This is a genomic window from Pedobacter jeongneungensis, assembly GCF_000633455.1.
Taxonomy (GTDB): domain Bacteria; phylum Bacteroidota; class Bacteroidia; order Sphingobacteriales; family Sphingobacteriaceae; genus Pedobacter; species Pedobacter jeongneungensis_A.
Genome location: NZ_AYMG01000014.1, coordinates 87,173 through 112,631 on the forward strand (window position 1 = coordinate 87,173; position 25,459 = coordinate 112,631).

General features: G+C 38.1%; 21 protein-coding genes. 15 read left to right on the forward strand and 6 right to left on the reverse strand.

Annotated elements, in window-relative coordinates; genetic code table 11:
• Positions 1–31: 31 nt before the first annotated feature.
• Together U859_RS0114215 and pgi are read right to left on the reverse strand one after the other, a co-directional pair.
• Entirely contained in the window at positions 32–1,345 is a 1,314-nt protein-coding gene (locus U859_RS0114215; RefSeq protein WP_025144028.1) for a M16 family metallopeptidase, read from the reverse strand.
• A gap of 178 nt (positions 1,346–1,523) precedes the next feature.
• A complete protein-coding gene (gene pgi, locus U859_RS0114220; protein WP_025144029.1) occupies positions 1,524–3,170 on the reverse strand; it encodes a glucose-6-phosphate isomerase in 1,647 nt (548 codons plus the stop codon).
• A 157-nt stretch (positions 3,171–3,327) separates the two neighbouring features.
• Here pgi and U859_RS0114225 point away from each other — a divergent pair, with 157 nt between their 5' ends.
• The 8 genes from U859_RS0114225 to U859_RS0114265 all read left to right on the forward strand — a co-directional run bounded on the left by U859_RS0114225 (position 3,328) and on the right by U859_RS0114265 (position 11,263).
• A complete protein-coding gene (locus tag U859_RS0114225; protein ID WP_025144030.1) occupies positions 3,328–3,837 on the forward strand; it encodes a hypothetical protein in 510 nt (169 codons plus the stop codon).
• Positions 3,838–3,902: 65 nt separating this feature from the next.
• Complete coding sequence (locus U859_RS0114230) at positions 3,903–5,084, forward strand: NHL repeat-containing protein (protein ID WP_025144031.1); 1,182 nt, start codon at positions 3,903–3,905, stop codon at positions 5,082–5,084.
• 102 nt (positions 5,085–5,186) lie between these two features.
• A complete protein-coding gene (locus tag U859_RS0114235) occupies positions 5,187–6,491 on the forward strand; it encodes an amidohydrolase (RefSeq protein ID WP_025144032.1) in 1,305 nt (434 codons plus the stop codon).
• A 156-nt stretch (positions 6,492–6,647) separates the two neighbouring features.
• A protein-coding gene (prfB, locus tag U859_RS0114245) for a peptide chain release factor 2 (RefSeq protein WP_115684151.1) occupies positions 6,648–7,722 on the forward strand; the annotation gives its coding sequence in 2 pieces (ribosomal slippage) (positions 6,648–6,707 and positions 6,709–7,722; 1,074 coding nt in all).
• A 10-nt stretch (positions 7,723–7,732) separates the two neighbouring features.
• Positions 7,733–8,647 carry an alpha/beta hydrolase gene (locus tag U859_RS0114250; protein WP_025144033.1) on the forward strand — a complete coding sequence of 305 codons (915 nt, stop codon included), beginning with the start codon at positions 7,733–7,735 and terminating at the stop codon, positions 8,645–8,647.
• A gap of 40 nt (positions 8,648–8,687) precedes the next feature.
• Positions 8,688–9,524 (forward strand): hypothetical protein, encoded by an 837-nt coding sequence (locus U859_RS0114255; protein ID WP_025144034.1) that lies wholly within the window; start codon positions 8,688–8,690, stop codon positions 9,522–9,524.
• Between the two features lie 364 nt (positions 9,525–9,888).
• Positions 9,889–10,713 carry a glycoside hydrolase gene (locus tag U859_RS0114260; protein WP_025144035.1) on the forward strand — a complete coding sequence of 275 codons (825 nt, stop codon included), beginning with the start codon at positions 9,889–9,891 and terminating at the stop codon, positions 10,711–10,713.
• A 67-nt stretch (positions 10,714–10,780) separates the two neighbouring features.
• Positions 10,781–11,263 (forward strand): CAP domain-containing protein, encoded by a 483-nt coding sequence (locus U859_RS0114265; protein WP_025144036.1) that lies wholly within the window; start codon positions 10,781–10,783, stop codon positions 11,261–11,263.
• On the opposite strand, the gene U859_RS0114270 is transcribed toward U859_RS0114265, so the two are convergent.
• Both U859_RS0114270 and U859_RS0114275 read right to left on the reverse strand, forming a co-directional pair.
• On the reverse strand, positions 11,258–12,379 hold the full coding sequence (locus tag U859_RS0114270; protein ID WP_025144037.1) for a glycoside hydrolase family 18 protein: 1,122 nt from the start codon (positions 12,377–12,379) through the stop codon (positions 11,258–11,260). The two genes, U859_RS0114265 and U859_RS0114270, sit on opposite strands and share 6 nt — an antisense overlap.
• 14 nt (positions 12,380–12,393) lie before the next feature.
• Complete coding sequence (locus U859_RS0114275; protein ID WP_025144038.1) at positions 12,394–13,257, reverse strand: transglutaminase-like domain-containing protein; 864 nt, start codon at positions 13,255–13,257, stop codon at positions 12,394–12,396.
• Positions 13,258–13,301: 44 nt separating this feature from the next.
• Here U859_RS0114275 and U859_RS0114280 point away from each other — a divergent pair, with 44 nt between their 5' ends.
• The 6 genes from U859_RS0114280 to U859_RS0114315 all read left to right on the forward strand — a co-directional run bounded on the left by U859_RS0114280 (position 13,302) and on the right by U859_RS0114315 (position 22,087).
• Positions 13,302–14,084 (forward strand): O-methyltransferase, encoded by a 783-nt coding sequence (locus U859_RS0114280; RefSeq protein ID WP_029985770.1) that lies wholly within the window; start codon positions 13,302–13,304, stop codon positions 14,082–14,084.
• A gap of 4 nt (positions 14,085–14,088) precedes the next feature.
• Positions 14,089–14,760 (forward strand): DUF1345 domain-containing protein, encoded by a 672-nt coding sequence (locus U859_RS0114285; RefSeq protein WP_025144040.1) that lies wholly within the window; start codon positions 14,089–14,091, stop codon positions 14,758–14,760.
• An 836-nt stretch (positions 14,761–15,596) separates the two neighbouring features.
• Complete coding sequence (locus U859_RS0114300) at positions 15,597–15,965, forward strand: BlaI/MecI/CopY family transcriptional regulator (RefSeq protein ID WP_029985772.1); 369 nt, start codon at positions 15,597–15,599, stop codon at positions 15,963–15,965.
• Positions 15,962–17,521: an N-acetylmuramoyl-L-alanine amidase gene (locus tag U859_RS0114305; RefSeq protein ID WP_025144042.1), complete on the forward strand. Its 1,560-nt coding sequence runs from the start codon at positions 15,962–15,964 to the stop codon at positions 17,519–17,521. Before U859_RS0114300 ends, U859_RS0114305 begins: the two co-directional genes overlap by 4 nt.
• A 12-nt stretch (positions 17,522–17,533) precedes the next feature.
• The gene (locus U859_RS0114310) at positions 17,534–19,708 is read left to right on the forward strand and encodes a M56 family metallopeptidase (protein ID WP_025144043.1); all 2,175 of its coding nucleotides are present in this window, start codon (positions 17,534–17,536) and stop codon (positions 19,706–19,708) included.
• Positions 19,709–22,087, forward strand: a complete 2,379-nt coding sequence (locus U859_RS0114315; protein ID WP_025144044.1) for an outer membrane beta-barrel protein — start codon at positions 19,709–19,711, stop codon at positions 22,085–22,087.
• Here the strand turns inward: U859_RS0114315 and U859_RS0114320 are convergent.
• Together U859_RS0114320 and U859_RS0114325 are read right to left on the reverse strand one after the other, a co-directional pair.
• On the reverse strand, positions 22,084–22,329 hold the full coding sequence (locus tag U859_RS0114320; RefSeq protein WP_025144045.1) for a hypothetical protein: 246 nt from the start codon (positions 22,327–22,329) through the stop codon (positions 22,084–22,086). The two genes, U859_RS0114315 and U859_RS0114320, sit on opposite strands and share 4 nt — an antisense overlap.
• Before the next feature lie 225 nt (positions 22,330–22,554).
• The gene (locus U859_RS0114325) at positions 22,555–23,685 is read right to left on the reverse strand and encodes a BamA/TamA family outer membrane protein (RefSeq protein ID WP_025144046.1); all 1,131 of its coding nucleotides are present in this window, start codon (positions 23,683–23,685) and stop codon (positions 22,555–22,557) included.
• Between the two features lie 677 nt (positions 23,686–24,362).
• Between U859_RS0114325 and U859_RS0114330 the strand changes: the two genes are divergently transcribed.
• Positions 24,363–25,343, forward strand: a complete 981-nt coding sequence (locus U859_RS0114330; protein WP_025144047.1) for a deoxyhypusine synthase family protein — start codon at positions 24,363–24,365, stop codon at positions 25,341–25,343.
• Positions 25,344–25,459 lie beyond the last annotated feature (116 nt).

A 25,459-nucleotide genomic window follows, 5' to 3' on the forward strand; every position in this document is an offset into this window, starting at 1 on the left:
TTTTAATAATTAAAATGAAAAAGCGGTCAGCTTATTTCTTAGGTAAGTAATACAATACAACTCTTTGGTTTTTGTTCAGGTATTTTTTGGCAACATCTCTGATTTCCTCACGGGTGATGGATCTGATTACCTCTAATTCCTCGTTAATATTGTTTGTGTCCTTATTATGAAAAGCATATCCATCAGCCAGGTTTTCTGCAACACCAAGCATTGTACTATTTGCACTTACATAATTGTTTTCGAACTTGTTCTGCAGCTTTTTATAATCGCTTTCGCTAATCAGATCGGTTTGAAGCTTCAAAACTTCTTCATCAATATCTTTTAACAGATCGTTAAGCGGAGTGTTATTATTCGGTAGTGCAAAGGTAATGTAAGCCCCATAATCTTCAAGTGAGTAGTTAAAAGCTGCAACCTGTAGCGCGGTTTTCTTTTGATCGACCATTTTAGTGCTTAACCTCGAACTTCCTCCTTCTGATAAAATAGAACTAATCATGGCCAAAACCTTATTCTCTCTGCTTTTCATACCGGGTACGCGGTAAGCTGCAAAAATTGCTGGAATCTGAATGTTGGCATCGTAAGCCGTATCGATAATTTCTTTGGTGATTTCTGGTAGTTTGTCGGTTTTATGCTCTATAGCTGCACCTTTAGGTACCTCTGCAAAGTAAGATTTGACCAAAGTTTTTGTTTTATCAATATCTAAATCGCCTGCAATTGTCAAAACTGCATTATTAGGTACATAATATTTTTTAAAGAAAGCGATAAATTCATCCAATTTTGCAGCATCCAGATGTTCCATTGAACCAATTGGTTCCCAACGATACGGGTGGTTAGCAAATAGATCGGAGAATATTTTCTCCGTAAATTTCCCATAAGGGGCATTATCCATGCGTAAACGTTTTTCTTCTTTTATCACTTCGTTCTGTGTTTTTACGCCAACTTCGTTAATTACCGGATGGAGCATTCTCTCACTTTCTAACCATAAGCCTAACTCCAGTTGATTTGATGGAAAAACTTCATAATAAAGTGTACGGTCTTGATCTGTTGTAGCATTGTTCTGGCCACCATTACTGCTTACCAGTTTCATAAATTCGCCACGTTTGATGTTTTTTGAACCTTCGAATAACAGATGTTCAAAGAAATGCGCAAAACCTGTACGTTGTGGATTCTCATCTTTGGAACCTACATGATAAAATACGGAAACTGCTACTACCGGAGCGGTTTTGTCTTGGTGTAGAATAACACGCAGGCCATTGTCTAAGTCAAATTCGGTAAATTTTACTTTTTGGGCATACGCATTTAAACATATAGCCGAAATAGCCAATGCAAAAAGAATTCTTTTTTTCATTAGTAATTTTTTTAAGTCGTTAAAATGATCAAAAACGGAAGTCAGTGATTATTTCTTTAAATAAGTTCGTTTGGGATGTTCACAGAGCGTGGGTAGGAACTAAGGATGTCCTAATTTAGGAATAAAAACAAAAAAAGCGGGTATAAACCCGCTTTTTTAATGATTTTTTTTGGAGATTTTATCTCCAGGCTTTATATTGATTAATTAAACCGTTTGTTGAACTATCATGGCTTGAAACTTTTTCGCTTCCTGATAATTCAGGAAGAATCTTTTTGGCCAATTGCTTGCCCAATTCTACGCCCCATTGGTCGAAGCTGAAAATGTTCCAAATTACACCCTGAACAAATATTTTGTGTTCGTAAATGGCTACTAAACTGCCTAAGGTATATGGGGTTACTTTTTTCAATAAGATAGAATTTGTTGGACGGTTACCTTCAAAAACTTTAAATGGAGCGATTTTTTCAATTTCAGCATCCGATTTGCCTTCTTTCTTTAATTCAGCTTTAACTTCTTCATCTGTTTTACCGTTCATTAAAGCTTCTGTTTGGGCAAAGAAGTTGGATAATAAAATTGGATGGTGATCGCCCAATGGGTTTAAGCTCTGCGCTGGCGCAATAAAATCGGCAGGAATAATCCTGGTACCCTGGTGGATCAACTGATAAAAGGCATGTTGACCATTTGTACCTGGTTCGCCCCAGATAATCGGTCCGGTCTCGTAATCAACCTCATTACCGTTTCTATCTACATGTTTACCGTTACTTTCCATATCTCCCTGTTGGAAATAGGCAGCAAAACGGTGCATATACTGGTCGTAAGGTAAAATCACCTGGGTTTCTGCATTATAAAAATTGATGTACCAAACGCCCAGTAAACCTAAAATTACCGGTAGGTTGCTTTCAAATTCAGCAGTTTTAAAGTGGTTGTCGGTAGCATGTGCACCTGCCAGTAATTGTTTAAAGTTATCGAAACCAATGCTTAACGAGATGGATAAACCGATGGCGCTCCATAATGAATAACGGCCGCCAACCCAATCCCAAAACTCAAACATGTTTTCGGTATCGATACCAAAGGCTGAAACGTCTTTCGCATTGGTAGATAACGCTGCAAAGTGTTTGGCAATATCGTTTTCTTTACCCCCCTTTTCTAAAAACCAGGTACGTGCAGAGTGTGCATTGGTCATGGTTTCCTGTGTCGTGAATGTTTTCGATGCCACTAAGAATAGGGTGGTTTCGGCGTTTAAATCTGCTAATGTTTCTGCAATATGTGTACCGTCAATATTAGAAACAAAGTGGATATTTAAATGGTTTTTGTAATGCTTCAATGCTTCGGTGACCATAACTGGTCCTAAATCAGAACCTCCGATACCAATATTTACAATATCTGTAATGGCTTTGCCGGTATAACCTTTCCATTCGCCGCTGATAATGCTGTTGCTAAATTTTTCCATTTTAGCCAATACCGCGTTAACTTCGGGCATTACATCTTTACCATCAACTAAAATCGGGGTATTGCTTAAATTACGCAGCGCAATATGGAGTACCGAACGATCTTCTGTTTCGTTGATTTTATCACCGTTGTACATTGCCTTTATAGCTTCGTCCAATTTACACTCACGTGCAAGCTGAATTAACAGCGCCAATGTTTCATCGCTGATGCGGTTTTTACTATAGTCCAATAAAATATCCTCAAAAAAAACAGAAAACTTATTGAAACGATCTGCATCTTCAGCAAAAAGATCTTTAATGCTTTTTTGATTAATATCTATAAAATGATCGGCTAAATATTTGTAGGCCTCAGTTTCTGTAAAATTTACTTTAGGTAACATAATCTTTGTTTTTTGTAAAAGTAATAAAGCAAAATTTTAAAACGGTCTTTTTAATGTTCAAAATTATTAAGAATTTTTAATCTCGATTAAACAAAGTAACTTTAAAACAACATCCCTGTTAGTTCATTAATTATTTTAATCTTTTAATTCTACACTCATGTTAGAAAATTTAAATGAAATGGTGCGTGAAAACGTACAGGAAAGTGTTGTTAATAATGCCGCTATTCCAAACGAGCACAATGAAGCGGTGATCCAGGCTGCTTCAGGATCTATTTTCGATAGCCTGAAAGATCAGGTGTCATCAGGTAATATTGGCGCCTTGACTGATATTTTTAATGGGAATAAAGCCGAAGGTAGTCAGGTTGCCGAACAGGCCTCCGGAAGTTTTATTGATAGATTAAGTGGATTGGGTATTAACGCTGATACTGCAAAATCTTTGGCATCAAGCATCATCCCCGGGCTTATTGCCAAGTTTACACATAAAACCAATGATCCTAATGATGGTTCTTTTAACCTTAAAGATGTTTTAGGTAGTTTAGGTGGTGATGATGGTAAGTTTGATGTGAGCGATGTAATTGGCATGTTTAATGGTGGCGGACAGGCACAACAACCCGGACAAAAAAGTGAGGGAGGAATTATTGATAAGTTGAAAGGGATGTTTGGATAGCACCGATAGAAGATAATTATTTAACATGTGCTGTTAAATAATTATCTTCGTCAAAATTTTAAAATATGTTTAGATCGCTCTCACTATTAGCAGCCTGTTGCCTTTTTTTTTCCTGTTTCCTTTTTTCTTCTTGCGAAAAAGAAGGGTTGACCAAAATAGATACCCTAAGAATTATCGATACGCTTGATGTTGATCGACCAATAAATCTAAAAGCAACAAAAGGTATTTATGGATCACGTATAACTGTATCCTGGACACCCATGCCTTTGGCCCAAAAGTATCAATTATACAAATTTGATAATGTGGCTCAAAAATATGTTTTGTTAAAAGAATTGGCTGATACAACTTTTGATGATTCGGCGATTAGTAAATCATTAACAAAGAATTTTTATAAGGTGAGGACCTACAATAGTCCGAAATCGTTTAGTAGGTTTAGTGATGCTGATTTTGGATATACTTCAGGGTTAAATTACTATCGTGCATTATCTTTTGGTTCGGAGGGGAATGGAATTGGTCAGTTTAGCTTTGCATATCATGTTGAAACAGATAAAACAGGAAATATTTATGTAAGTGACGAGGGATTAAATCGTGTTCAGAAATTCGATATTAATGGAAATTATAAGGAGTTATTTTATAGTGGATCGGGAGCCAGGGCAACTGGTTTTTTTAATAATGGAAATTATATAGCAACCCGCACGCAGAGTAGTAGTTACGTCCAAATATTTGATGCCAATAAGCAGTTGATTAGAGAATGGGGCGTTTATGGAACAGGTGATAACGGATTTGGAAATATTGAAGAGCTGACTATTGATGATGAACAGAATATCTGGATCGTGGATAGCCTAAATGATCGGGTTAAGAAATACGATTCAAATGGGAAGTTACTTTTTACATTTGGTACTGAGGGTAGAGCAAGTGGTCAATTCTATACACCATTAGGCATTTGTTATTTTAAAGGAAATATTTATGTTAGTGATGCTGGTAGAATGCAGGTTTTTGATAAGCAGGGCAAATATCTAAAAACATGGAAAGTTTCAGATAATTATTGGGCCATTAAGGCTAAAGGTGATTACTTATATATTGCAGCTGGCGGCTATATTATTAAAACTGATGAGAATGGAGATGTTAGAGAAAAAATAGGACTTGGCCAGTTAGATTTTGCTAGAGGAGTGGCAATTGGTGCTAATGATGAGGTAATTGCTTGTGATATTTATGTACGAAAGATTGTTATCTATAAAAAAGGTTAATATTCTAATAGCCATCCTTCGGGATGGCTATTATCGTTTTATACAATTCCGTCTCTCCCCAAAATTGTTTAGATTAGGGCACCTAAACTAAACAACTACATCATGAAAAAAATATACCTGATTGGTTTTTTCCTGCTTGGATTAAATGCTTTTGCTCAAAAATCGGATTTGAGACCTTTGGTTTCAAAAAAAGCCGATGCCATTGAACAAAAAGTAATTGCCTGGAGGCGCGATTTTCACGAGCATCCCGAATTGGGAAATACCGAAGTAAGGACAGCGGGTATCATTGCAAAACACCTTGAATCATTAGGAATAAAAGTAACTACTGGTGTAGCCAAAACGGGTGTGGTAGGGATTTTAAAAGGTGGTAAACCTGGTCCGGTGGTGGCCCTGCGTGCCGATATGGACGGATTACCTGTTACCGAAAGGGTAGACGTACCGTTTGCTTCAAAAGTGAAAACGCAATATAACGGACAAGAAGTTGGTGTAATGCACGCCTGCGGACATGATAGCCACGTTGCCATTTTAATGGGCGTAGCCGAGGTACTAGCTTCTATGCAAAAAGATATTCAGGGAACAGTTAAATTCATATTTCAACCCGCAGAAGAAGGTGTTCCGGCAGGAGATGAAGGCGGTGCGGCTTTAATGATTAAAGAAGGTGTATTAGAAAATCCTAAAGTAGATGTAATTTTTGGACTGCACATCAACTCTCAAACAGAGGTTGGTGAGGTAACATACCGCCCGGGTGGAACCATGGCAGCAGTAAACGATATGAAAATTACGGTTACTGGCCGTCAAGCACATGGCGCTTACCCATGGAGCAGCATCGATCCGGTGGTGATTTCTGCACAGATCATCAATAACCTGCAAACCATTGTAAGCCGAAACTTAAATGTAACTGAAAATCCTGGTGTGGTTACCATAGGTGCTATTAATGGTGGAGTACGCTCGAACATTATCCCTGAAAAGGTAGAAATGTTGGGTACGGTACGTAATTTCAGCAAAGAAGATGAGGCCATGTTTATCGAGCGTATTAAAACCATCGTAACTAAAACAGCTGAAGCTGGCGGTGCAACTGCAGAAGTTAAAATTCCATACAGCAATCATTACCCTGTCACTTTTAATAACATCGCATTAACCGAAAAAATGCTGCCAAGTATGCAATCCACAGCAGGTAAGGAGCATGTTAAAGTAAAACCGCCAGTAACTGGTGCAGAAGATTTCTCTTTCTTTCAGGAAAAAGTACCAGGTTTATTTGTGTTTTTAGGAGGGATGCCAAAAGGCAAGGATCCATTAAAAGCGCCATCGCACCATACGCCAGATTTTTACCTCGATGAAAGCGGTTTTGTGTTAGGTGTTAAGTTATTATCCAATCTAACGCTGGATTATATGTCGATGAAGAAATAAGGGTGGTTCATTAGTTCATTGGCCGTTGGTTAATTGATCATAGTGCCTGATTGGTTAAAGAAAACAAAATTGCTTAATAAGCAGTAAAGGATCAGTTTTAACCGAAATCGCTTTGCGCCATGCGCTATGCTCAAAGCGATTTTATATATTTGTTCCATGACCAAAGAACAAATTCAGGATTTAAGGGACAGAGTAACGTCGCTGAGGAGGTATCTTTGACGTTGATGAGCTACTTTACGCCATTCGCGAAGAAGAAAAATTAACAATGGCGCCCGATTTCTGGGACGATCCAAAAAAAGCAGAAAAAATTCTTGCCGAAATCAGTTCAAAGAAAAAATGGACTGATGGGTTTAACCAAACCAATAATGCAGTTGAAGATACTGCTGTGATGTTTGAGTTTTTTCAATCAGGCGATGCTTCGGAAGCAGAATTGAAAGACCAGTTCGAGATCGGCAAAACTGCTGTAGAAGAGCTGGAACTCAAAAATATGTTGCGGAATAAGGAAGACCAGCTTTCTGCTGTACTACAGATTACCGCAGGTGCTGGTGGAACGGAAAGCTGCGACTGGGCTTACATGCTCATGCGGATGTATATGATGTGGGGCGAGAAAAACGGTTACAAAATTACCGAGCAAGATAGCCAGGAAGGGGAGGTTGCAGGTATAAAATCGGTAACACTCCAGTTTGATGGCGATTTTTCTTATGGTTACCTTAAAGGCGAAAATGGTGTGCACCGTTTGGTGCGGATTTCTCCATTCGATTCGAACGCCCGCAGGCATACTTCTTTTGCTTCGGTTTATGTTTATCCACTGGTTGATGATACCATTGAGATCGATATTAATCCTGCGGATATAGAATTCGAAACTTTTAGGGCCGGCGGTGCCGGTGGGCAGAATGTAAACAAGGTAGAAACTGCCGTACGTTTATACCACAAGCCATCGGGTATTATCATTAAAAATCAGGAGTCGAGATCACAGCTGCAGAATAAAGAAAATGCCATCCGTTTATTAAAATCGCAATTATACGAGATTGAAGAGCGTAAACGTAACGAAGCAACAGCGCTTATTGAAGGATCGAAAAAGAAAATTGAGTGGGGCTCGCAGATCAGAAGTTATGTGCTGGATGACAGGCGTGTGAAAGATCACCGCACCAATTATCAAACTTCGAACCCTGATGCAGTTTTAAATGGCGATATCAACGATTTTTTAAAGGCTTATTTAATGGAGTTTTAATTTAAATCAAATGGCAAAATCATCAATCCTTATCATGTTATTGTTTATGGCAATTAACTATTCAAATGCCCAGGAAATCGTGCCCTTATATCAGGGCGAAATTCCTGGAGCTAAACCAACCCCTGCTGATTATGTAGAAAACACCGAAGTACGATCGAATGGCACTTTAAGTGTAACCAAAGTATCAATACCTACATTCACGGTTTTCGAAGCGCCTAAAAACATCGCTACCGGAACCGCAGTAATTATCTGTCCGGGAGGAGGCTATAGTGCCCTCGCTTTTAGTCATGAAGGAACTGATGTTGCCAAAAGATTTAATGCCATTGGCGTAACGGCTTTTGTATTAAAGTACCGCTTACCAAGTGATGCCATCATGGTAGATAAAACCTACGGCCCTTTACAAGATGCCCAGCAGGCCATTTACCTCATCAGAAAGAATGCTAAAAAGTATGGCATTAAAGCCAATAAAATCGGGATTATGGGCTTTTCTGCAGGTGGTCATTTTGCATCAACCTTAATTACGCATTATAACGACTTGAAAATTGCAGACCCTGAAAAGGTAGACTTAAAGCCAAATTTCGGGGCATTAATTTACCCTGTAATCAGTTTTGAAGAATCAGTGCATACTGGTACTATGAAGAATTTATTGGGCCCAAATCCTCCCGAAAACCTTAAACACTATTTTTCTGCAAATAAAAATGTAAACAAAAAAACACCACCAACTTTTTTTGTACACGCAAAAGATGATAAAACGGTTCCTTACGAAAATAGTGTTTTGATGAATGAAGCATTAAAAAAACACGGAGTAGATACCGATATTTATCTGTATGAAAAAGGTGGTCATGGTTTTGGTTTAATTAATAAAACATCAGATGTAGATTGGTTTAACTTGCTGGCTGACTGGATGAAAAAAGAGAAATTTTAATATCTTTGCTGATATTTTAACCTCTTAACCAGAAATTTCAATGCAAAAAACAATCAAATATGCCATGGTAGCCTTTGTTGCCATCATCACAATAGCGGGTTGTAAAAAAGAAATTAATTTTAACGAACAGCTGCTTGCCAAAGGCAACGGTTGTAAGCTCACTACCCTAAAGGCTGATTTAGATTTTTTGGGCAGTTATACGATCACTTTTGCTTACGACGCTTTGGGACGGATATCGAAAGCAACTACGGGACCTGAAACAAATACTTATACCTATTCTGCCAGCAAAATTACCGCAGTTGATGAGAGTGGGTATATGGCCGAAATTGTTCTCGAAAATGGAAGGGCAGTATCGAGTGGAAGCAAGGGTATAATTATGGTTGGGGGTGTTTATTACGATTATACACGAAAATACACTTACAACAGTGATGGTTATCTGGTTCAGGTAAAGAATTATTTAAATAGCGATTTGAGTACCACTGATAATTTAACTTACTCAAATGGGAATTTGGTGAAAGCTGTATCAGTTAGTGGAGATCTACGTTTCACTGAAACTACTATTTATTCTTATTCTAACGATATTGCCGTTAATACCTACGAAATCTCCGATCCACTTTCATATCATGTTGATTATTTCCCTGGAGGATATTTCGGCAAACAATCTAAAAATGTACTCATTAAAAGTGTATCTAAAACCGTTGATCAGGATGGTAAGCCATTTAGTGATGATGTAATAACTTTCACTTCACAATATGATGCAAAGGGTAATGCCAGTTCACTAAACTTTTCAAATATTTCTACTTTTTACCCCTCGAGCGGGCCTTCTACAACTGAAACTTATAATGCAAAATACACTTTAAGTTATACTTGTAATTAATGGTTTAAAAATATTGAAAAGCCTGATCATGAAGCCTGATCAGGCTTTTGTTTTTAAACGCTTTTTTGTCGTATTCTTATAACTGGTTGATTAAAGCGCTCATTTTACCACTCCTTTTTTACGATTTAGCCCCTCATTTTTTGGTGAGTCGTCGTCTATATTTGCTTACAGTAATGTCGTTTCGAAACCGATTACTATGCGCTTGATCTAACCAAATTTAATAAAAGTACATCAACCTGAGTTTATTTATATGCCATCTCAAACGGTAATTATTGTTGAATTACGGGTTTTATGTTCTTTTTTAATTGGCGTTCAATAGCTAAATGCTTTACAATTAACCAAATATTTACCTAATTCAAAAAAAATGAGAAATGAAAAAATGTGGTGTATGCTATTTGCATGCGCATTTTTATCCCTTTTATCTTGTAAAAAGGATAAAGAAACAGTTCAATCAGAAAATGGTGAGGTTAAAGCCTGGGAAACATTGCTTGATGGTAACTCATTAGCCAGTTATACTGCTTTCGAGGCACAATGGAATTATAATTATCCCTGGGGTACCGATCATAATGGTTCTGCACGTATGGTGGGAAGTACCACCAACCATAACCAGATTTCGTTGAGTGGTGGAGTACTAACCATTAAAGCTACACGTTTAGCTTCCTCGCCTGGAAACAGTACGGCCAATGGTTTTACCAACGTGGCCATATGGTACAATTCGGGCGCCTGTTATGCCAAACAACAGGTACTCATTAATGATCAGTTTCCCAGTTATACCATTTCGGGCGATTTTGCTGTACCAACTACCAAAGGTACCTGGCCTGCTTTCTGGATCACCGGTGTTAATTCGTGGCCACCCGAAAGTGATATTATGGAGTTTAAAGGCAGTAATACCAATTGGCAGAATACCTACGATGGTGGCTGGGAAAATAAACTCACAACAGTTTCTACTGCGGGCTCATACCATAATTACAAATGCTGGTACAATAAAGTGAGCGCAACCGATGTAGATTGCCATTATTATATCGATAACGTTTGGGTAGCTAAACATACCATGAGCAATTCGGTAAATAAACCGATGTGGCTCATCATCAACATGCAAATGGAAGGTGATAGCGGCTCTCCTGGTCCGTCTGGTAATACTTTTTACACCGGTAAAAATGTTTACATGGGCAGAGAAAGAGCCTTTTAATTGATAGAATCAACATGCATATTGGAGGTAACTTTACAGTTGCCTCCTTTTACAGGATAAATAAAATATGAAAAAATACCTAAGCGTGTTTGCTGCCATGTTGCTCTTTATTTTACTGGTGCAATGTAAAAAGGATGAAATGACTGTGCCGGATCGGGACGTTGATTTGGTGATCGATAAAATTAATGCATTACGGCAAAGCGGATGCAATTGTGGCACCACTTACATGCCGCCAGTACCCAATTTAGTATCAAATAAGCAATTACAGGATGCAGCACTAGCGCATGCTAAAGATATGGCGCAGCGGAACTATTTTGATCACCTATCTCCAGAAGGCAGTACACCAGAGGAGCGTGCTTTAAATACTGGTTATACAGGCGATTTTAGAGCAGAAAATCTGGCTAAAGGATACAGTCAGGCCGATCAGGTAATTGCCGCCTGGAAAAATAGTGTAAGCCATTGCCTGGCAATGATGGATGCTAAAAGTAAACAAGCGGGTGTTGGTATGGCTCAAAATTACTGGGTAGTAACCTTTGGTAGCCCCTTATAATTCTTTTATGGTTTTATCAATCACATCCAGCAAGCCATCTGTATAGGCATCATCAGTAAGTTCCCAGAACATGATGCCATTTAGTTTTTGATCAATCACATATTTGGTTTTCAATGATATTGATTTCGGGTCATCAAACGTAGCGAGGTATTTTGTTTGAGGATTATAATAGTACGGCGCCTGGGCCTTTTCGTCCCAATAATAATTGTAGCCGTTTTCGCTTGAAAACTGTTTTTTAAAGTTTTTAAAAGATACCCCGCTAATAAATTTTGTAGGTTGATATAATCCCTGGTTGGCATCAGTAGTGTTTTCAAAAATACGGGCATAGAAAGCTGCTCCCAAAGCTATTTTTTGAGCGGGGACGCCTAGTTTTATTAAAGCTTTCACCCCAAAATCGCCTGATAAATCTTGCTCAGCCGTAGCATATAAAGGTGAATGGTGACCACTTTTAACCGCATAACCACTCACCAGGTCATAACTCATTAAATTTACCCTGTTTACCAAAGGCATCACCTTGTCCCATTCGAAGCAGGAATCGATACAGTTTTTCGTTCCGCCGGCCGCGAAACTGATTTCAGCCTTTTTGCCTAATTTTTTTCGAAGTTCTTTAATCAATAAAGTGAAATTGTGTTTGTCATCCACCGTGTACCTGTGTCCCGGATAGCCCATTACCGCAGGATATTCCCAATCAAGATCTATGCCGTCGGCACGGAAAAAATCAAGGATTTCTTTAGTGGTTTTGGCAAAAGTTTTCCGTCCGTCAGCCCTGCTGAATACTTCAGAACAAGGCGCGCAGCCACTCCAGCCACCCAGCGCAATCATCACCTTCAAATCAGGATTACGCTTTTTTAATTCTACCATTTTAGCAATTAAAGCCGAATCCTTCGCCGATCTGATGTTTAAACTATCACCCTTTAAATGCCCGAAACTGTAAATCAAATGGCTCAATTTTTCGATGGGAAAGCTGTCGATCACCGAATTTTGCCCTGTGTAATACGCAATAACATTCGGTTTAACTGTTTTTTGAGCTTTTGATTGGCTACTCAAAAAGGATAACGAAATAATGGCTGCAATGCAGAACAGTATAGTTGGGAGGGTAAGCTTTCTTTTATGCATGGGATCTGGATAAACTATTTTTCGGCAATAATATCCTGTAATTCGTTTAATTCGGCGACTTTATCGGTAGCTCCCGCATTTTCGTAAGCCGAAATCAGGTTTCTAATTACGCGACGGATAATGTCGGTATTGCTGCAAGGTCTGTAATATTCAGGTAAAGCTTCTAAATTAAGCTGGCGTAAAAACTGATCAACATCATGTTTGCCGAAAATATTGCCACGGTTAAAAGCATTGATATAGAAAAGCACACCATATTCATTTCCTTCTTGTTTGCTATCGTCTATATAGCCTAAAATAAAATGCTGTGGCAAATTAATTCCATAAACAGGAAGATCAAGTTTTTGAGCCAGAGTAGAATAAATAATGGCCAGCGTAATCTGGTTCCCTTTTTTACTTTCTAATACCTGATTTAAATAAGAATTTTGAGGATCGTGGTGGTTTTTGGTGTTCCCTCCAAAGCCATATTGCTGATAAAGTACATGGTTGATCAGTTTTACCTTTTCAACCGAACTCATCTCATATTGCAGGCCCAGCCAAATATCACGTTTAATTTCTTCGATCTGGTTAATTACTTTTTGTTCATCTAAATCAGGATATTGATAACGATTAATAATCAATGCACCCTGCAATAAATCAAAAGCTCCGCTCAAATACCATAGATTTAAATCTTCTTTAACCGTTTTAAACTGGATCTGGTGAACAATATTCTCAATACGTTCCTGTAACAGCCCATCGAAAGATTGTTCCCAGGCATTTTCTAAAAAATGGATAACCGAACCACCATATTCCAGTAGTTTTTTCTCAACATGTTGGAATACTTCCTCATCAGGATCATCCAATAATTTTACTAAAGCACTTATCTCTGCGTTATTTTCCATAAAACATACATACGTTTGCGGTGTTTAATTACTTTTGCAATATTATGCTATTTCAATTTATTACAGATTACCTAAAACACCGTTTAACAGCAAAAAGCAGGCATGGAACGCATTCACCATTCGTGTACAAGCTAGCTGATGAGGTAATTTACGATTTTACCGACAAATCTGAATACAAAAATATAGAAGAACAGCGAAAAAAACTTTTTAATGACGATTCGATAATCACTGTTACCGACCTCGGAGCGGGTTCTCACCTCAATAAAAACCGTACAAAAAAGGTGAGTCAGATTGCAAAAAATGCATTGAAAAGTCCACGCTTGGCTAAACTGATTTACCGTTTGGCTAAAAATACCAAGCCTAAAAGTGCAATAGAATTGGGTACCTGTTTGGGTATAACTACAGCTTATCTGGCCAAAACAGATCCCGAAACTGAAATTATTACCATAGAAGGCTGTCCGCAAACCGCTGAGGTGGCCAGAAAGAATTTTGAAGATTTAAATCTTGATAATATTGAACTTCATGTGGGCAATTTCGACCTGATTTTACCCGATATTATTGCCAAACAACCAAGTTTGGATTTCGTGTATATTGATGGAAATCACCGCAAAGATGCTACGCTGAATTATTTTAAATGGTGCCTGCCAAAAGTTAATGAAAATTCGCTGCTTATTTTTGACGATATTTATTGGAGCGAAGGCATGAAAGAAGCCTGGACAGAAATTAAAAACCATCCTGATGTTACCGTAACGGTTGATTTGTTCTGGATCGGATTGGTTTATTTTAAAAAAGGACAGGTAAAAGAACACTTTAAGCTTAAATTTTAAGAATATGAATGTTGAACCGAAATTAGAAGGTATCCAAAAAAGATCGGCATTATTTATTTTGCTGATCAGTCTATTTTCGGGGATTGTAGTTTACCTGGTTTCATTTTTTATCGAAATGAGTGTACTGGCGCATATCATGTTAGGTTGGGATGTATTTTGTTTAATCCTGATCAGCCTTCACTGGTATATGTTTTTTCATACCTCGGCAGCCGAAACACACCTAAAGGCCAGGATGCAGGATGAAACCCGGGGTGAGATTTTTGCCATCGTAGTGGTTTCAACCTTTGCAGGGCTGCTGGCGGTAGTTTTACTGCTCATTAACAAAGATATCGAGCCGCTTGATTTAGTAGTAGCCATTGCGGGTATGTTTTTATCCTGGTTTTTGGTACATACCACTTTTAGCATGCGTTATGCGCACCTTTATTATGGCGACGATAAGGATGGTAACACAGAAAAGAAAGGCTCGGGGCTGGAGTTTCCCGGTGATGATGAACCCGATTTTATCGATTTTGCTTATTTTTCGTTTGTGCTGGGCATGACTTTTCAGGTTTCTGATGTAGAAATTTCGGACCGGAAACTCAGAAGACTATCGCTGTTACACAGTTTAATTGCATTTATCTTCAATACGGTAATCGTGGCCTTAACCATCAATGCCATTGCAGGTTTAAGTAACTAGATTCATCGTTTGTAAGGGTTCGTCATAAACTAAACTGTCATGCTGAGGCACGAAGCATCTGTAACCTATTAAGCACTACATTCAACAGTTATTGTGAAATGTACAGTTCTGCTCCTTTGGCGGTCTTCAGCCCCGCTTTCCCTTCTGCAGATTGAAGGAATCTGCATTCGTACAATCGGGTTTATTTACAACAGTCAAATGCCTTTTTGCCACACGCCAGGAGCAGACCTTTCCTTATAAACCTGACAGTAGCGGGCATCCCGTCCTGATTTTACATCGGGATCACGGGATAAAGCGAATGGCAGGACTTTAATTGCCAAGAACCACTGCACTTTCATTTCCAAAACGATAGACGCCGTCATCTCGACCGAAGTGCAATGGAGAGATCTATATGTCGTAATTAAAAAATCGAAGTTTATGTTTAACCACCTAAGTCACCTTAGTGCATCTAAGCGATAAACTAAACTGTCATGCTGAGGCACGAAGCATCTGTAAGCTATTAAGCACTACATTCAACAGTTATTGGGAAATGTACAGTTCTGCTCCTTTGGCGGTCTTCAGCCCCGCTTTCCGTTTAAAGTCCTCGCTGCGCTGCGGGCTTTCACTCCAATCGGGTTTACTTACAACTGTCAAATGCTTTTTGCCACGCGCCAGGAGCAGCCCTTTCCTTATGGCAGGACTTCAGTTGCCAAAAACGATTACGCTTTTATTTCCTGAAAAATAAAAAAAAATAAATTATCTTTCTAATAATCAGTTTTTTATAACTTGAACTGGTTTTTCAGTAATATAACTTATTTTATAGTTGTAAAACTGAAAAATAAGTTATAGATTTGAGTATGGAAGAATTAACCAAAGCAGAAGAGCGTATTATGCAGGTTTTATGGAAACTGCAAAAAGCATTTGTAAAAGATATTATTGATGAGCTGGAAGAAGAGCCTAAGCCTCCATATAATACCATTTCATCAATTGTTAGGCTTTTGGAGAAAAAAGGTTATGTTAATTACAAGGCTTATGGCAAAACCTACGAATACTTTCCGGCTATAAGTAAAGATGAGTATGCCAAAACCACTTTCTCCAAACTATTCTCTGGTTATTTTGATAATTCCCCAAGCAGTCTTTTATCCTTTATGGTAAAAGAAGAAAAGCTGAGTGAAAAGGATATAGAAGAAATTAAAAAGATCATCAATCAAAACTCAAAGCCATGATTTTAATCTATTTGTTAAAGGTTTCGGCCTGTACGCTGATATTTTTTGCGGTTTATCAATTTTTATTGGCCAAACTCACGTTTTTTAACTTCAATCGTGCTTATTTATTATTGATGTTGTTGGTAAGTTTTGGTATTCCGGCCATTACTATTGAAAACAGGCATGAAGTGGTGGTTTCCAGCGACCAAATTCCTTCAAAAATCGCCTATAATAATGATGGTTTTATAGAGCAGGATAATGAAGATGGAGTAAGCACAATTAACAACAGTGTACACTGGGATCAGCTCCTGATATATAGTTATTGTGCTATCCTGACTATCCTTGTTTTTAGGATGTTGTTTATGATGGTGCGTATCCAGCTCCAATTGCATGAACATGCGATAAATAAAGATGGCGACGTTATTTTAGTCGATGAGCAATCGGCCATAAAAAACTGCTCTTTTTTTAACCAGATTATTGTCGACTCTTCCTTACAATCAAACGAAAAGGACCTGATTATAAAACACGAATCAGTCCATGTACAGCAATTGCACGCTTTCGATAAACTTTTAGCAAACTTAGTAACCGCTATCCTTTGGTTTAATCCCATCATTTATTTCTGGCGTAATGCAATTGATCATAACCATGAATTTTTGGCCGATCGCGGAACAACCCAATCTGCAGATAAAAAAGTATATGCTTCACTGCTGTTAAACCTGGCCATGCCTGCTAAAAATTTAGCGGTGAATAGTTTCAGTAAACTCCCCTTAAAAAACAGGATTAAAATGTTGTACAAAGAACCAAATGTAAAGTTTCAAAAGTTAGCCTATCTGGCCATTCTTCCTGTTTTAATGATTTGTTGTATGGCATTTATAAACAGGGAAGAGGTTATTATTACAAAAACAGCAAACGGAAATCAAGTCGCTGCAGATGCGCCCAAAAGACCAAATGTTTATGCAATGAACTATTTAACCAGCAATATTAAAGTTAATCCGAATGCTAACCCTGCTTTTAACGAAGTAGAGCCAGTGCTGGTTATTGATGCCGGTCATGGAGGGAAAGATGGTGCGATAGCTGCCCTGGACGGACAAAAGGAAAAAGACCTGAACTTAAGAGCCGTGAAAATACTGAAGGAAGAAGCCGCAAAAAGAGGCATTAGGGTAATCTTAACAAGAAATGCTGATCAGTATATTTCACTTCGCGATCGATTGCCAAAACAGGAAGCCACTGCATTTATTTCTATCCACCATAATGCTGCACTTGCAAATACTGCTGCTCCTTTTGGCGGAATTGAGGTTTATGTTTCTAAACTGAATGGAAACATTAAAGCTGCCGAAGATCTGGGCGCCGGTATTTTAGGCAAGTTGAAACAATTGAATGGTTTGGCGGTAAAAGATTCTTTAAAAGATGCAAACCTGCTGTTGCTAAGAGAATCGAAAGTGCCGGCGGTTTTAATTGAAATGGGAAATATCTCGGATGCGAAAACGCTGGATTACATCAATCAGGAAAAAAATATCAGAAGGATCAGTAACCTGATTTTAGATGGCTATGTACAGTTCTCAAAACGTGGATGCTAATTAATTACAATTATGGAAGGATTAATCTACCTGCTTAAAGTTACCGCCTGCACGGTATTGTTTTTTGGTTTTTACCTGTTGTTTTTGAGAAAACTGACTTTCTTTAAAATCAACCGCTTTTACCTGTTGAGTACCTTGTTGCTGAGTTTTATCATTCCGCTTTTGCAATTTGAAATTAAGCGCGAAATGGTGGTAACAGACACTCCAGTTTCGGCCAATGTACCCGAAATAAAACCAGTTAATCCTGCTCCGGTGCAGCTTATTCAGCCGATAATGCTGGAGTATGATCAGCAGGCAAAACCTGAAATCAAATGGTCAGAGATGATTTATGAGGCTTATGTTGGTATCGCTTTGCTTTTATTCCTGATCTGTTTGTGGCGGTTGTTCAATTTGCTAAAATATACGGGTAGATACACTAAAAATAGTAATGGTTTAAAGCTCATTTCCAAATCGGCTGGTTTTACCAATTGCTCCTTTTTTAATTATGTTTTTATCGATGAGCGTAATGTAAGTAAGGCTGATCTGGCTGTTTTGCTTAAACATGAAGAGGTGCATGCCAGGCAATTCCATTCTGTAGATAAAATGATGTTGATGATTTCTAAATCAATTTTATGGTTTAATCCTATTATTTATTTGTACGATAAGGCTTTAGAACAGGTGCACGAATATGAGGCCGACGAGATGACTTCAAACGGTTTTGGAAATGAGGCTTATGTCAATCTGTTATTGAAACTGGCCATCGCTAAAAGTGATATGCCCTTGATCCACAATTTTGTGAAAAGCCCTATTAAAGACCGCATTAAAATGTTGTTCCACTCAAAATCTAAAAACATGAAAAAGTTAATGTATTTATTGACATTGCCGGTTGCTTTGGGACTGTTTTGGTTATTTGCTGTACAGGTAGTATATGCACAAAATATAAAGGAGGAGAGCAAACCTTCTAAAGATTTTTATAAAGGAACATTGAAAGGCAAAGTCCTTAATATTAAAAAAGAAGCGATAGGTTTTTATACATTCGATTTATTATCGGATGGAAAAATTTATCCGATTGAAGCCACCACTTTTAAAGAAAAAATTAAAGTCGGCGATGAACTGATCGCTTATATATCGGGTAAAGGCTTTAACATGAAAAAAGTGGATAAAAGCGGTAAAGTTATCGCAGAAACGAACGGACCGATTTATAACGCAACAAAAGTTACCACTTTATCCGGAAGCTTAATATATGAGCGAAAAATAGAAAACCATGCGTTTTTATACGAAGCGAATAAGGCTCGCTTTGCTACTTCAAAAATTAAAGCAATAGAAAAGTTGGATAATGGCAAGATCGAAAAAATTGTTTTAAACGATGGTTTATTTACTATCAACCTCAACCTCAAAGCACAAAATATAAAGGATTATAACTTTAAAGTAGGCGACCAGGTATTGGTTAAATTTATTGGTGAAAAATTGGTGGCAAAAAATACCTACACTACCGATAAAATGATTGTAATGTATTCTGAACCTAAAAAATACCAGATCAAAAATGAAGCACTTTTTAATCGTTTTTATTTTAATGATGGGAAACAGAAAGTTGCTGCAGTAAAAAATGAACCAGTTATAGTTACTGATGTCACTAAGCCTAAGATCATTTCATATACTAAAATGAGGGGTGATGTAAGGAATAATGTTTCTTACATGGAAAATGCTGTGATGGAGATTATGAATAATAGATTGGAAGCCCGGTATGTAGAATTTGATCAGGCCAATAATAAAATACTTGCCAAAAATGCCACGCTTAAAACGGTGGATGGGAAAGGAACAGTAAAAGCAACTTTATTTACATTCGACCTCAATAAAGGGAGTTATAGCGCAGAAAATGGAGAGGGTAAACCTGGAGTGAGTATAGAAGATGCTGCGCGTGAGAAGGATTTTTTAGCAAGGTTGAATGATAAAGTAGAATACGTTGCCAACGATTCGGTTAAAATGAGCTCAGATAAGTTTATCATATCGTTATTCGGAAATGCAAGGTTGTTCTATAACGAGATAAAGTTGTCAGGATCTAAAATTGTTTACAATAAAAAAAATAATACAGTACTTGTTAACGATGCCACCATGACCTCGGGCGATACTAAAGTGAAGGCCGATAGCTTATTTTTTGATATGAAAACAAAAAAAGCCAAATTATACGGTGCTGATTTAAACCACTAGATGTTCAGGTCTATTTTTTTTCTTATTGCGGTTTTTTCTGGCTTATCTTCACAAGCACAGTTTAATCTTTCGGGCAAGGTAACCGATGAGGAGTTTAAAATTTTACCATTTGTTAATGTTAAAATTTCTGGGTATAAAAATGTAATCAATTATACCCAAACGGATAGCTTAGGATTTTACCATTTCAATAAATTACAGGCAGGAAAATATTCAATTATTTGTTCTTCGCTTAGTTTTGAGGTTGCAAGCCAGTTATTTACGCTAACAAAGGATACTGTAATTAATATCCGGCTTAAGGGAAATCAACATCACCTTGCCGATGTTCAGGTGATTGCTAAAAAAGTATTGATCGAAAAAAAGATCGACAGGACCGTCTTTAATGTAGAGAATAGCATTTCAGCAATCGGAACAGATGCGTTGGAGCTGCTCTCAAAAGTTCCTGGCGTACGGGTATTGAATGATAAAGTTTCATTGGTGGGTAAAGGCCTGGTTAATGTAATGATTAACGATAAGCTAATACCTTTGTCGGCAGATGAACTGTCGAATTATTTAAAATCCATCTCCTCAGAAAATATTTCAAAAATTGAAGTCATTACCAATCCGCCAGCCAAATATGATGCACAGGGAAATAATGGGCTGATCAATATTATACTCAAAAAAGCGACTACCGAAGGTTTCAAAGGTTCGGTAAATTCATCTCTAACCAAGGCAAGCTATTTTACCACATCTGCTGGCGGGAATTTAAGTTATCGGAAAAACAAAATTACACTGTCTTCAAACTTCAATATAAGAAAAGGCTCTATTGTTCCGTATGAGCAAAGCGATGTTTTTTATCCTGCGCAAACCTGGAATATGGTAAATAAAGACCGGAATTTTAGAACAGTACCCAGCGGACAGGTCGGAATGGATTACCAGGCTTCCAAGAAAACACTGTTGGGTTTATCGTATAACGGCGGACTTACCAATTTCCATTCGGAAGAAAATATTAAAACAAAGGTTTATAACCAAGGCTATGGTTTAGATTCTGTATTGAATTCTGATGCGAATGCTAAAATTAAATCTCATTACCATTCGGCGAATATTTATTTAAAACAAGCTTTAGATTCGACCGGAAAGCAACTCACCATTAATGGCGATTGGTTTATCTATAGGGATGATAAAAACAGGTTTTTTAATAATACAGGTTATTTTGAAAACGGAACGGTAATTCCGAATTCCTTTGCCGAATACCTGTCAGCCAGTAAACAAAATATTGATTTTTTTACCTTAAAAGCAGATGTAGATTTGCCCTATAAAACCTTTAACTTATCTTTTGGTACAAAATTGAGTTTTATCAAAAACCAGAGTGATCTTGCTTTTTACAAAGTGCTTAATCATCATTATGAAATTGATCCGGGGCAAAACAATCAGTTTAATTACCATGAAAATACCCAGGCGCTCTATGTTAATTTCAATAAAAGAATCAAAAAATGGGATTTTCAGGCAGGATTAAGGGGGGAATATACGCAGATTGAAGGAATATCGGTTAATGAACGGAATAAAGATGATTATTTGCGACTTTTCCCTACACTTTATGTGATTTACAGATCAAATGATAAAAATATTTTTTCGATAAACTATGGCCGCCGCATTAACCGGCCACCTTACCGTAAACTAAATCCTTTTCGGTGGTATAGTAATCAGTATGCCTATGCAGAAGGTAACCCTTTCTTACAACCTTCTTATAACGATAACATTGAGCTTTCTCATACCTATAACAATATATTCAGCACTTCTTTATCTTTTAACAAAACCACTGATGGTTTTAATGATATCAATTTTGTTGAGGCAAGTAGTAAGATTCAGATTGCTAAACCAGTTAACTTTATTACAGCGTATCATTATCAATTGAGCAATGCCATTACTTTTAATGTTGTGAAGGGGTGGGAAAGTAATAATCAGTTTGATGTTTTTTATATGGTCTCAAATTCCAGCATTGCCCAAACCTTAGGTAGCCTGAATGGATTTGGTGCTTATTTTTCTACCCTTAACCAGTTTGTTTTTAACCAGTCGAAAACCATTTTAGGCGAAATAAGTTTTTGGTATCAATTCCCCACAATTGATGGGCTGAACCGGAATAAAAGTCAATGCAACCTTGATTTGGGGATTAAAACTTTATTATTCAATAAAAAAATACAATTGGCCATTGCGGCAAGTGATGTTTTTAAGACAAATCGATACCAGTATAGTAGTTTGATAAACAACATCAGGCAAGAATACAATAACTATTATGATAGCCGCCAGCTGCGAATCACCTTCCGTTATAATTTCGGTAACGAAAAAATTAAACAGCAGGATCGGAAATTAGGGAATGAAGAGGAGCGGAGGAGGAGTAATTAGGGATGGGAAATGGAAAGAAGATTTTTCTTGCTGAATTTTTCTACATCTATTTTTCTGTAAAGATCCTTCAACTCCGCTACCATTGACAGATACGAAGAAAAGTCGTCATTGCGAGGAGGTACGACGAAGTAATCTTTCCTGCTAGCGATCCTTGCTAGAAAGATTGCTTCGTCGGCTGAAAAAGCCTTTCTCGCAATGACGATTCCTCCCGGCCAATAAACCGCATTAAAACCTTCTGTCATTTATATTGATTTTTATAAAATAAATTATCCCTCAGGATGACAAACCTGGCAGAATGATGATTAAAAATTCTCTGTGCTTTCTGCGCCTCCGTGGCTATAATATTATCTGTGTTGATCCGTGTGTATCTGTTTTTAAAGATCCTTCGACTAAATTCAGGATGACAAAACAAATGGATGATTGCATCAAACCCATCATCGATTTTTCCCTCTTACATCATCCCTCCCCTAAAACGCTTCCGCTAAACTAATGTAAAATCCTGCCTGACGTTTTTCGTTCGGTAGTTTTTCACCCATTCCATAATCTAAGCGAACGCTCAAACCTTTTGCCGGGTCGAAAAAGTAACGACCGCCAACACCAAAGTTTGGCTTTAGTCCATCGCCATTAAACTGGCCGTTAGCAAATACTTTACCAGTGCCGGCAAAAGCTACGATCCCAAAACGGTTCATAAAGCGGTAGCGGAGTTCGGCCTGAGCGGCCATTAGGTTTTCATCACGGTAACGGCCACTGTAATAACCACGCATCATTTGGTCGTTACCCAATTGCTGCAGTAAATAAAATGGCGTGCTTTTGCTCTGTATGGTGTAAAATATTCCTTGTACGCCCAAAACCACTTTCGGTGCCAGGCTAAAGAAACCGCGAAGATCTAACTTAATCTGCGAGCCATTAAAACTGTCTCCACCAAAAAAATCAGGAGCATACTGATAGGTTGCCCTGCCAAAAAAACCTTTTGTTGGGTAATTGTTGCTGTTGCGGGTATCGTAACTTTGCGATGCGCCGATCCAGGCCACCGAACCACCGTCTTTATCCAAAATCTGTGGATTGGTACTATAAATACCTCCGGCTACCTTGTCGATAAAATGGTAATTCTCAAAACCAAGTGAAACACCAGTATAAGCTTTAGGCAAAGTATTCATTTCGGCATCGAAAAGTGTTTTAAAAACCCTTTGGTCTAATTTATCTTCATCTATCTTTTTAGCATTATTGCCGATGCCATAAAAATTGAAGGGCTGGTTTTTGAAACGGATATCACCTATAAAGTGATATTTGTTTCCTTTCGTCCACATGTCACCCTTTAACATAAAATTAGCAGTCTTTTTAGTAGAATAGGTGGTATTCAAAGCGAAATTGGAACTGCGGTTCAGTGTATCCTTCCGGTCGATATAAAATGAGTAGATGGCACCCACACCAAATTCAAACCCGGTTTCCTGACTATAGCCAAAAGCAGGCAGCGGCAAAAAACTGGCCTTACGGGTAGTGTCTTTTTCGTTGGAGAGCATCTTCCTGATCAGTTTCATCTGTGCGAATGAACTTCCTGAAACGAGCGCAAGTAAAATAATTAGATAATATTTTTTCATTTCTGCAAAGAAAAGGAAATTTAGTTATAGTTCATTTGTTCAATAGTCATTAGTTCATTGGTTAGCATAAGGCTTAATATTGTTTTGTTGTTGGATTGTTTAATTGTTAACTGAAAACTGGCAACTGAGAACTGTATTATTGGTTAATCGGTTAACTGATTACCCTTCGACTACGCTCAGGGGGTTAATTGTACCAGGCGACTGCTCAATCTCAACTCCAAAAACCCAAATCGTCCTTTCGAGCGGAGTGCAACGCAGTGGAGAACCCGTAGGCTCTGCAAAGCAAAATCTACCTCAAGATAGATCTCTCCGTTCCGCTGCGCTTCAGTCGAGATGACGATCGCTAGGATTCGAGGCAATGCCTGCCGCCATCTAAACCGGATTGAAGGGAAAAGCCCGCAGGTGAGGTACGAACCGCGGACTTGTACCGGAAAGCCGGACTACCTTTAATAAACGCTACTGCAGGTGCTTTTCAAATAAAAAGATCCTTCGACTACGCTCAGGATGACGATCGTTGAATGGAATTCACGTAGTTTAATTGACTAAGGACTGCCAACTCTGGACTGAAGACTCCGGACTAATTTAAAGCCAAACGCCAGCCCCTGAACGCTAAACGCTTTTACGCTTTCACCTTTCGGCCTAAATACCTATTTTTGCGGCAAACAATACAAAACGAAATGAGCAATACAAGAGGACCAATATCTCAGTTTATGGAGCGTAATTATCTCCATTTTAATGCTGCGGCAATGATGGATGCGGCTAAAGGATACGAAACGCATTTAGATGAGGGTGGTAAAATGATGATCACACTTGCTGGAGCAATGAGTACTGCAGAATTGGGTATTTCACTTGCAGAGATGATCCGCCAGGATAAAGTGTCTATTATTTCTTGTACAGGTGCCAACCTTGAAGAGGATATTATGAACCTGGTTGCACACTCACATTATAAACGCGTTCCTAATTACCGCGATTTAAGTCCGCAGGATGAGTGGGATCTTTTAGAAAACCATTATAACCGCGTTACCGATACCTGTATCCCGGAAGAAGAAGCTTTCCGTCGTTTACAAAAGCACATCCAAAAAATCTGGATGGATGCCGAAGCTGCTGGCGAACGTTACTTTCCGCATGAGTTTATGTACAAAATGCTTTTAAGTGGCGATTTAGAGCAATACTATGAAATTGACCCTAAAAATTCGTGGATGTTAGCTGCTGCAGAAAAGAATTTGCCAATTGTGGTACCAGGATGGGAAGATTCTACCATGGGTAACATCTTCGCTTCTTATGTAATGAAAAAAGAACTTACTGCAACTACGGTAAAAGGCGGTATTGAATATATGGGCTGGCTGGCCGATTGGTATATTGCAAACAGTGGTGGCAAAGGAATCGGTTTCTTCCAGATTGGCGGTGGTATTGCCGGCGATTTCCCGATCTGCGTAGTGCCAATGTTATATCAGGATATGGAAATGGAGAACATTCCTTTCTGGAGTTACTTCTGCCAGATCTCAGATTCGACCACTTCTTATGGTTCATATTCTGGTGCCGTGCCGAACGAAAAAATTACCTGGGGCAAGCTTGATATCAATACACCTAAGTTTATTGTAGAAAGTGATGCGACAATTGTTGCGCCGTTAATGTTTGCCTGGATATTAAAACAATAATGATAACATTTTAATAAACCAAATTGGTTTCTGGTATGCCCATTTGAGATAAAGTATCAAAAATGGGCATTTTTATGCCTTGAATGGCTTGAAACGACATTTGTTTAGAATGATTA

Coding starts and splice junctions, on each gene's coding strand:
- U859_RS0114280 (WP_029985770.1), top strand. CDS start 13,302: ATGCTATTTCAATTTATTACAGATTACCTAAAACACCGTTTAACAGCA.
- U859_RS0114260 (WP_025144035.1), top strand. CDS start 9,889: ATGAGAAATGAAAAAATGTGGTGTATGCTATTTGCATGCGCATTTTTA.
- U859_RS0114215 (WP_025144028.1), bottom strand. CDS start 1,345: ATGAAAAAAAGAATTCTTTTTGCATTGGCTATTTCGGCTATATGTTTA.
- U859_RS0114265 (WP_025144036.1), top strand. CDS start 10,781: ATGAAAAAATACCTAAGCGTGTTTGCTGCCATGTTGCTCTTTATTTTA.
- U859_RS0114330 (WP_025144047.1), top strand. CDS start 24,363: ATGAGCAATACAAGAGGACCAATATCTCAGTTTATGGAGCGTAATTAT.
- U859_RS0114225 (WP_025144030.1), top strand. CDS start 3,328: ATGTTAGAAAATTTAAATGAAATGGTGCGTGAAAACGTACAGGAAAGT.
- U859_RS0114300 (WP_029985772.1), top strand. CDS start 15,597: ATGGAAGAATTAACCAAAGCAGAAGAGCGTATTATGCAGGTTTTATGG.
- U859_RS0114250 (WP_025144033.1), top strand. CDS start 7,733: ATGGCAAAATCATCAATCCTTATCATGTTATTGTTTATGGCAATTAAC.
- U859_RS0114320 (WP_025144045.1), bottom strand. CDS start 22,329: ATGACAGAAGGTTTTAATGCGGTTTATTGGCCGGGAGGAATCGTCATT.
- U859_RS0114230 (WP_025144031.1), top strand. CDS start 3,903: ATGTTTAGATCGCTCTCACTATTAGCAGCCTGTTGCCTTTTTTTTTCC.
- U859_RS0114315 (WP_025144044.1), top strand. CDS start 19,709: ATGTTCAGGTCTATTTTTTTTCTTATTGCGGTTTTTTCTGGCTTATCT.
- U859_RS0114255 (WP_025144034.1), top strand. CDS start 8,688: ATGCAAAAAACAATCAAATATGCCATGGTAGCCTTTGTTGCCATCATC.
- U859_RS0114310 (WP_025144043.1), top strand. CDS start 17,534: ATGGAAGGATTAATCTACCTGCTTAAAGTTACCGCCTGCACGGTATTG.
- U859_RS0114305 (WP_025144042.1), top strand. CDS start 15,962: ATGATTTTAATCTATTTGTTAAAGGTTTCGGCCTGTACGCTGATATTT.
- U859_RS0114275 (WP_025144038.1), bottom strand. CDS start 13,257: ATGGAAAATAACGCAGAGATAAGTGCTTTAGTAAAATTATTGGATGAT.
- pgi (WP_025144029.1), bottom strand. CDS start 3,170: ATGTTACCTAAAGTAAATTTTACAGAAACTGAGGCCTACAAATATTTA.
- U859_RS0114325 (WP_025144046.1), bottom strand. CDS start 23,685: ATGAAAAAATATTATCTAATTATTTTACTTGCGCTCGTTTCAGGAAGT.
- U859_RS0114235 (WP_025144032.1), top strand. CDS start 5,187: ATGAAAAAAATATACCTGATTGGTTTTTTCCTGCTTGGATTAAATGCT.
- U859_RS0114270 (WP_025144037.1), bottom strand. CDS start 12,379: ATGCATAAAAGAAAGCTTACCCTCCCAACTATACTGTTCTGCATTGCA.
- U859_RS0114285 (WP_025144040.1), top strand. CDS start 14,089: ATGAATGTTGAACCGAAATTAGAAGGTATCCAAAAAAGATCGGCATTA.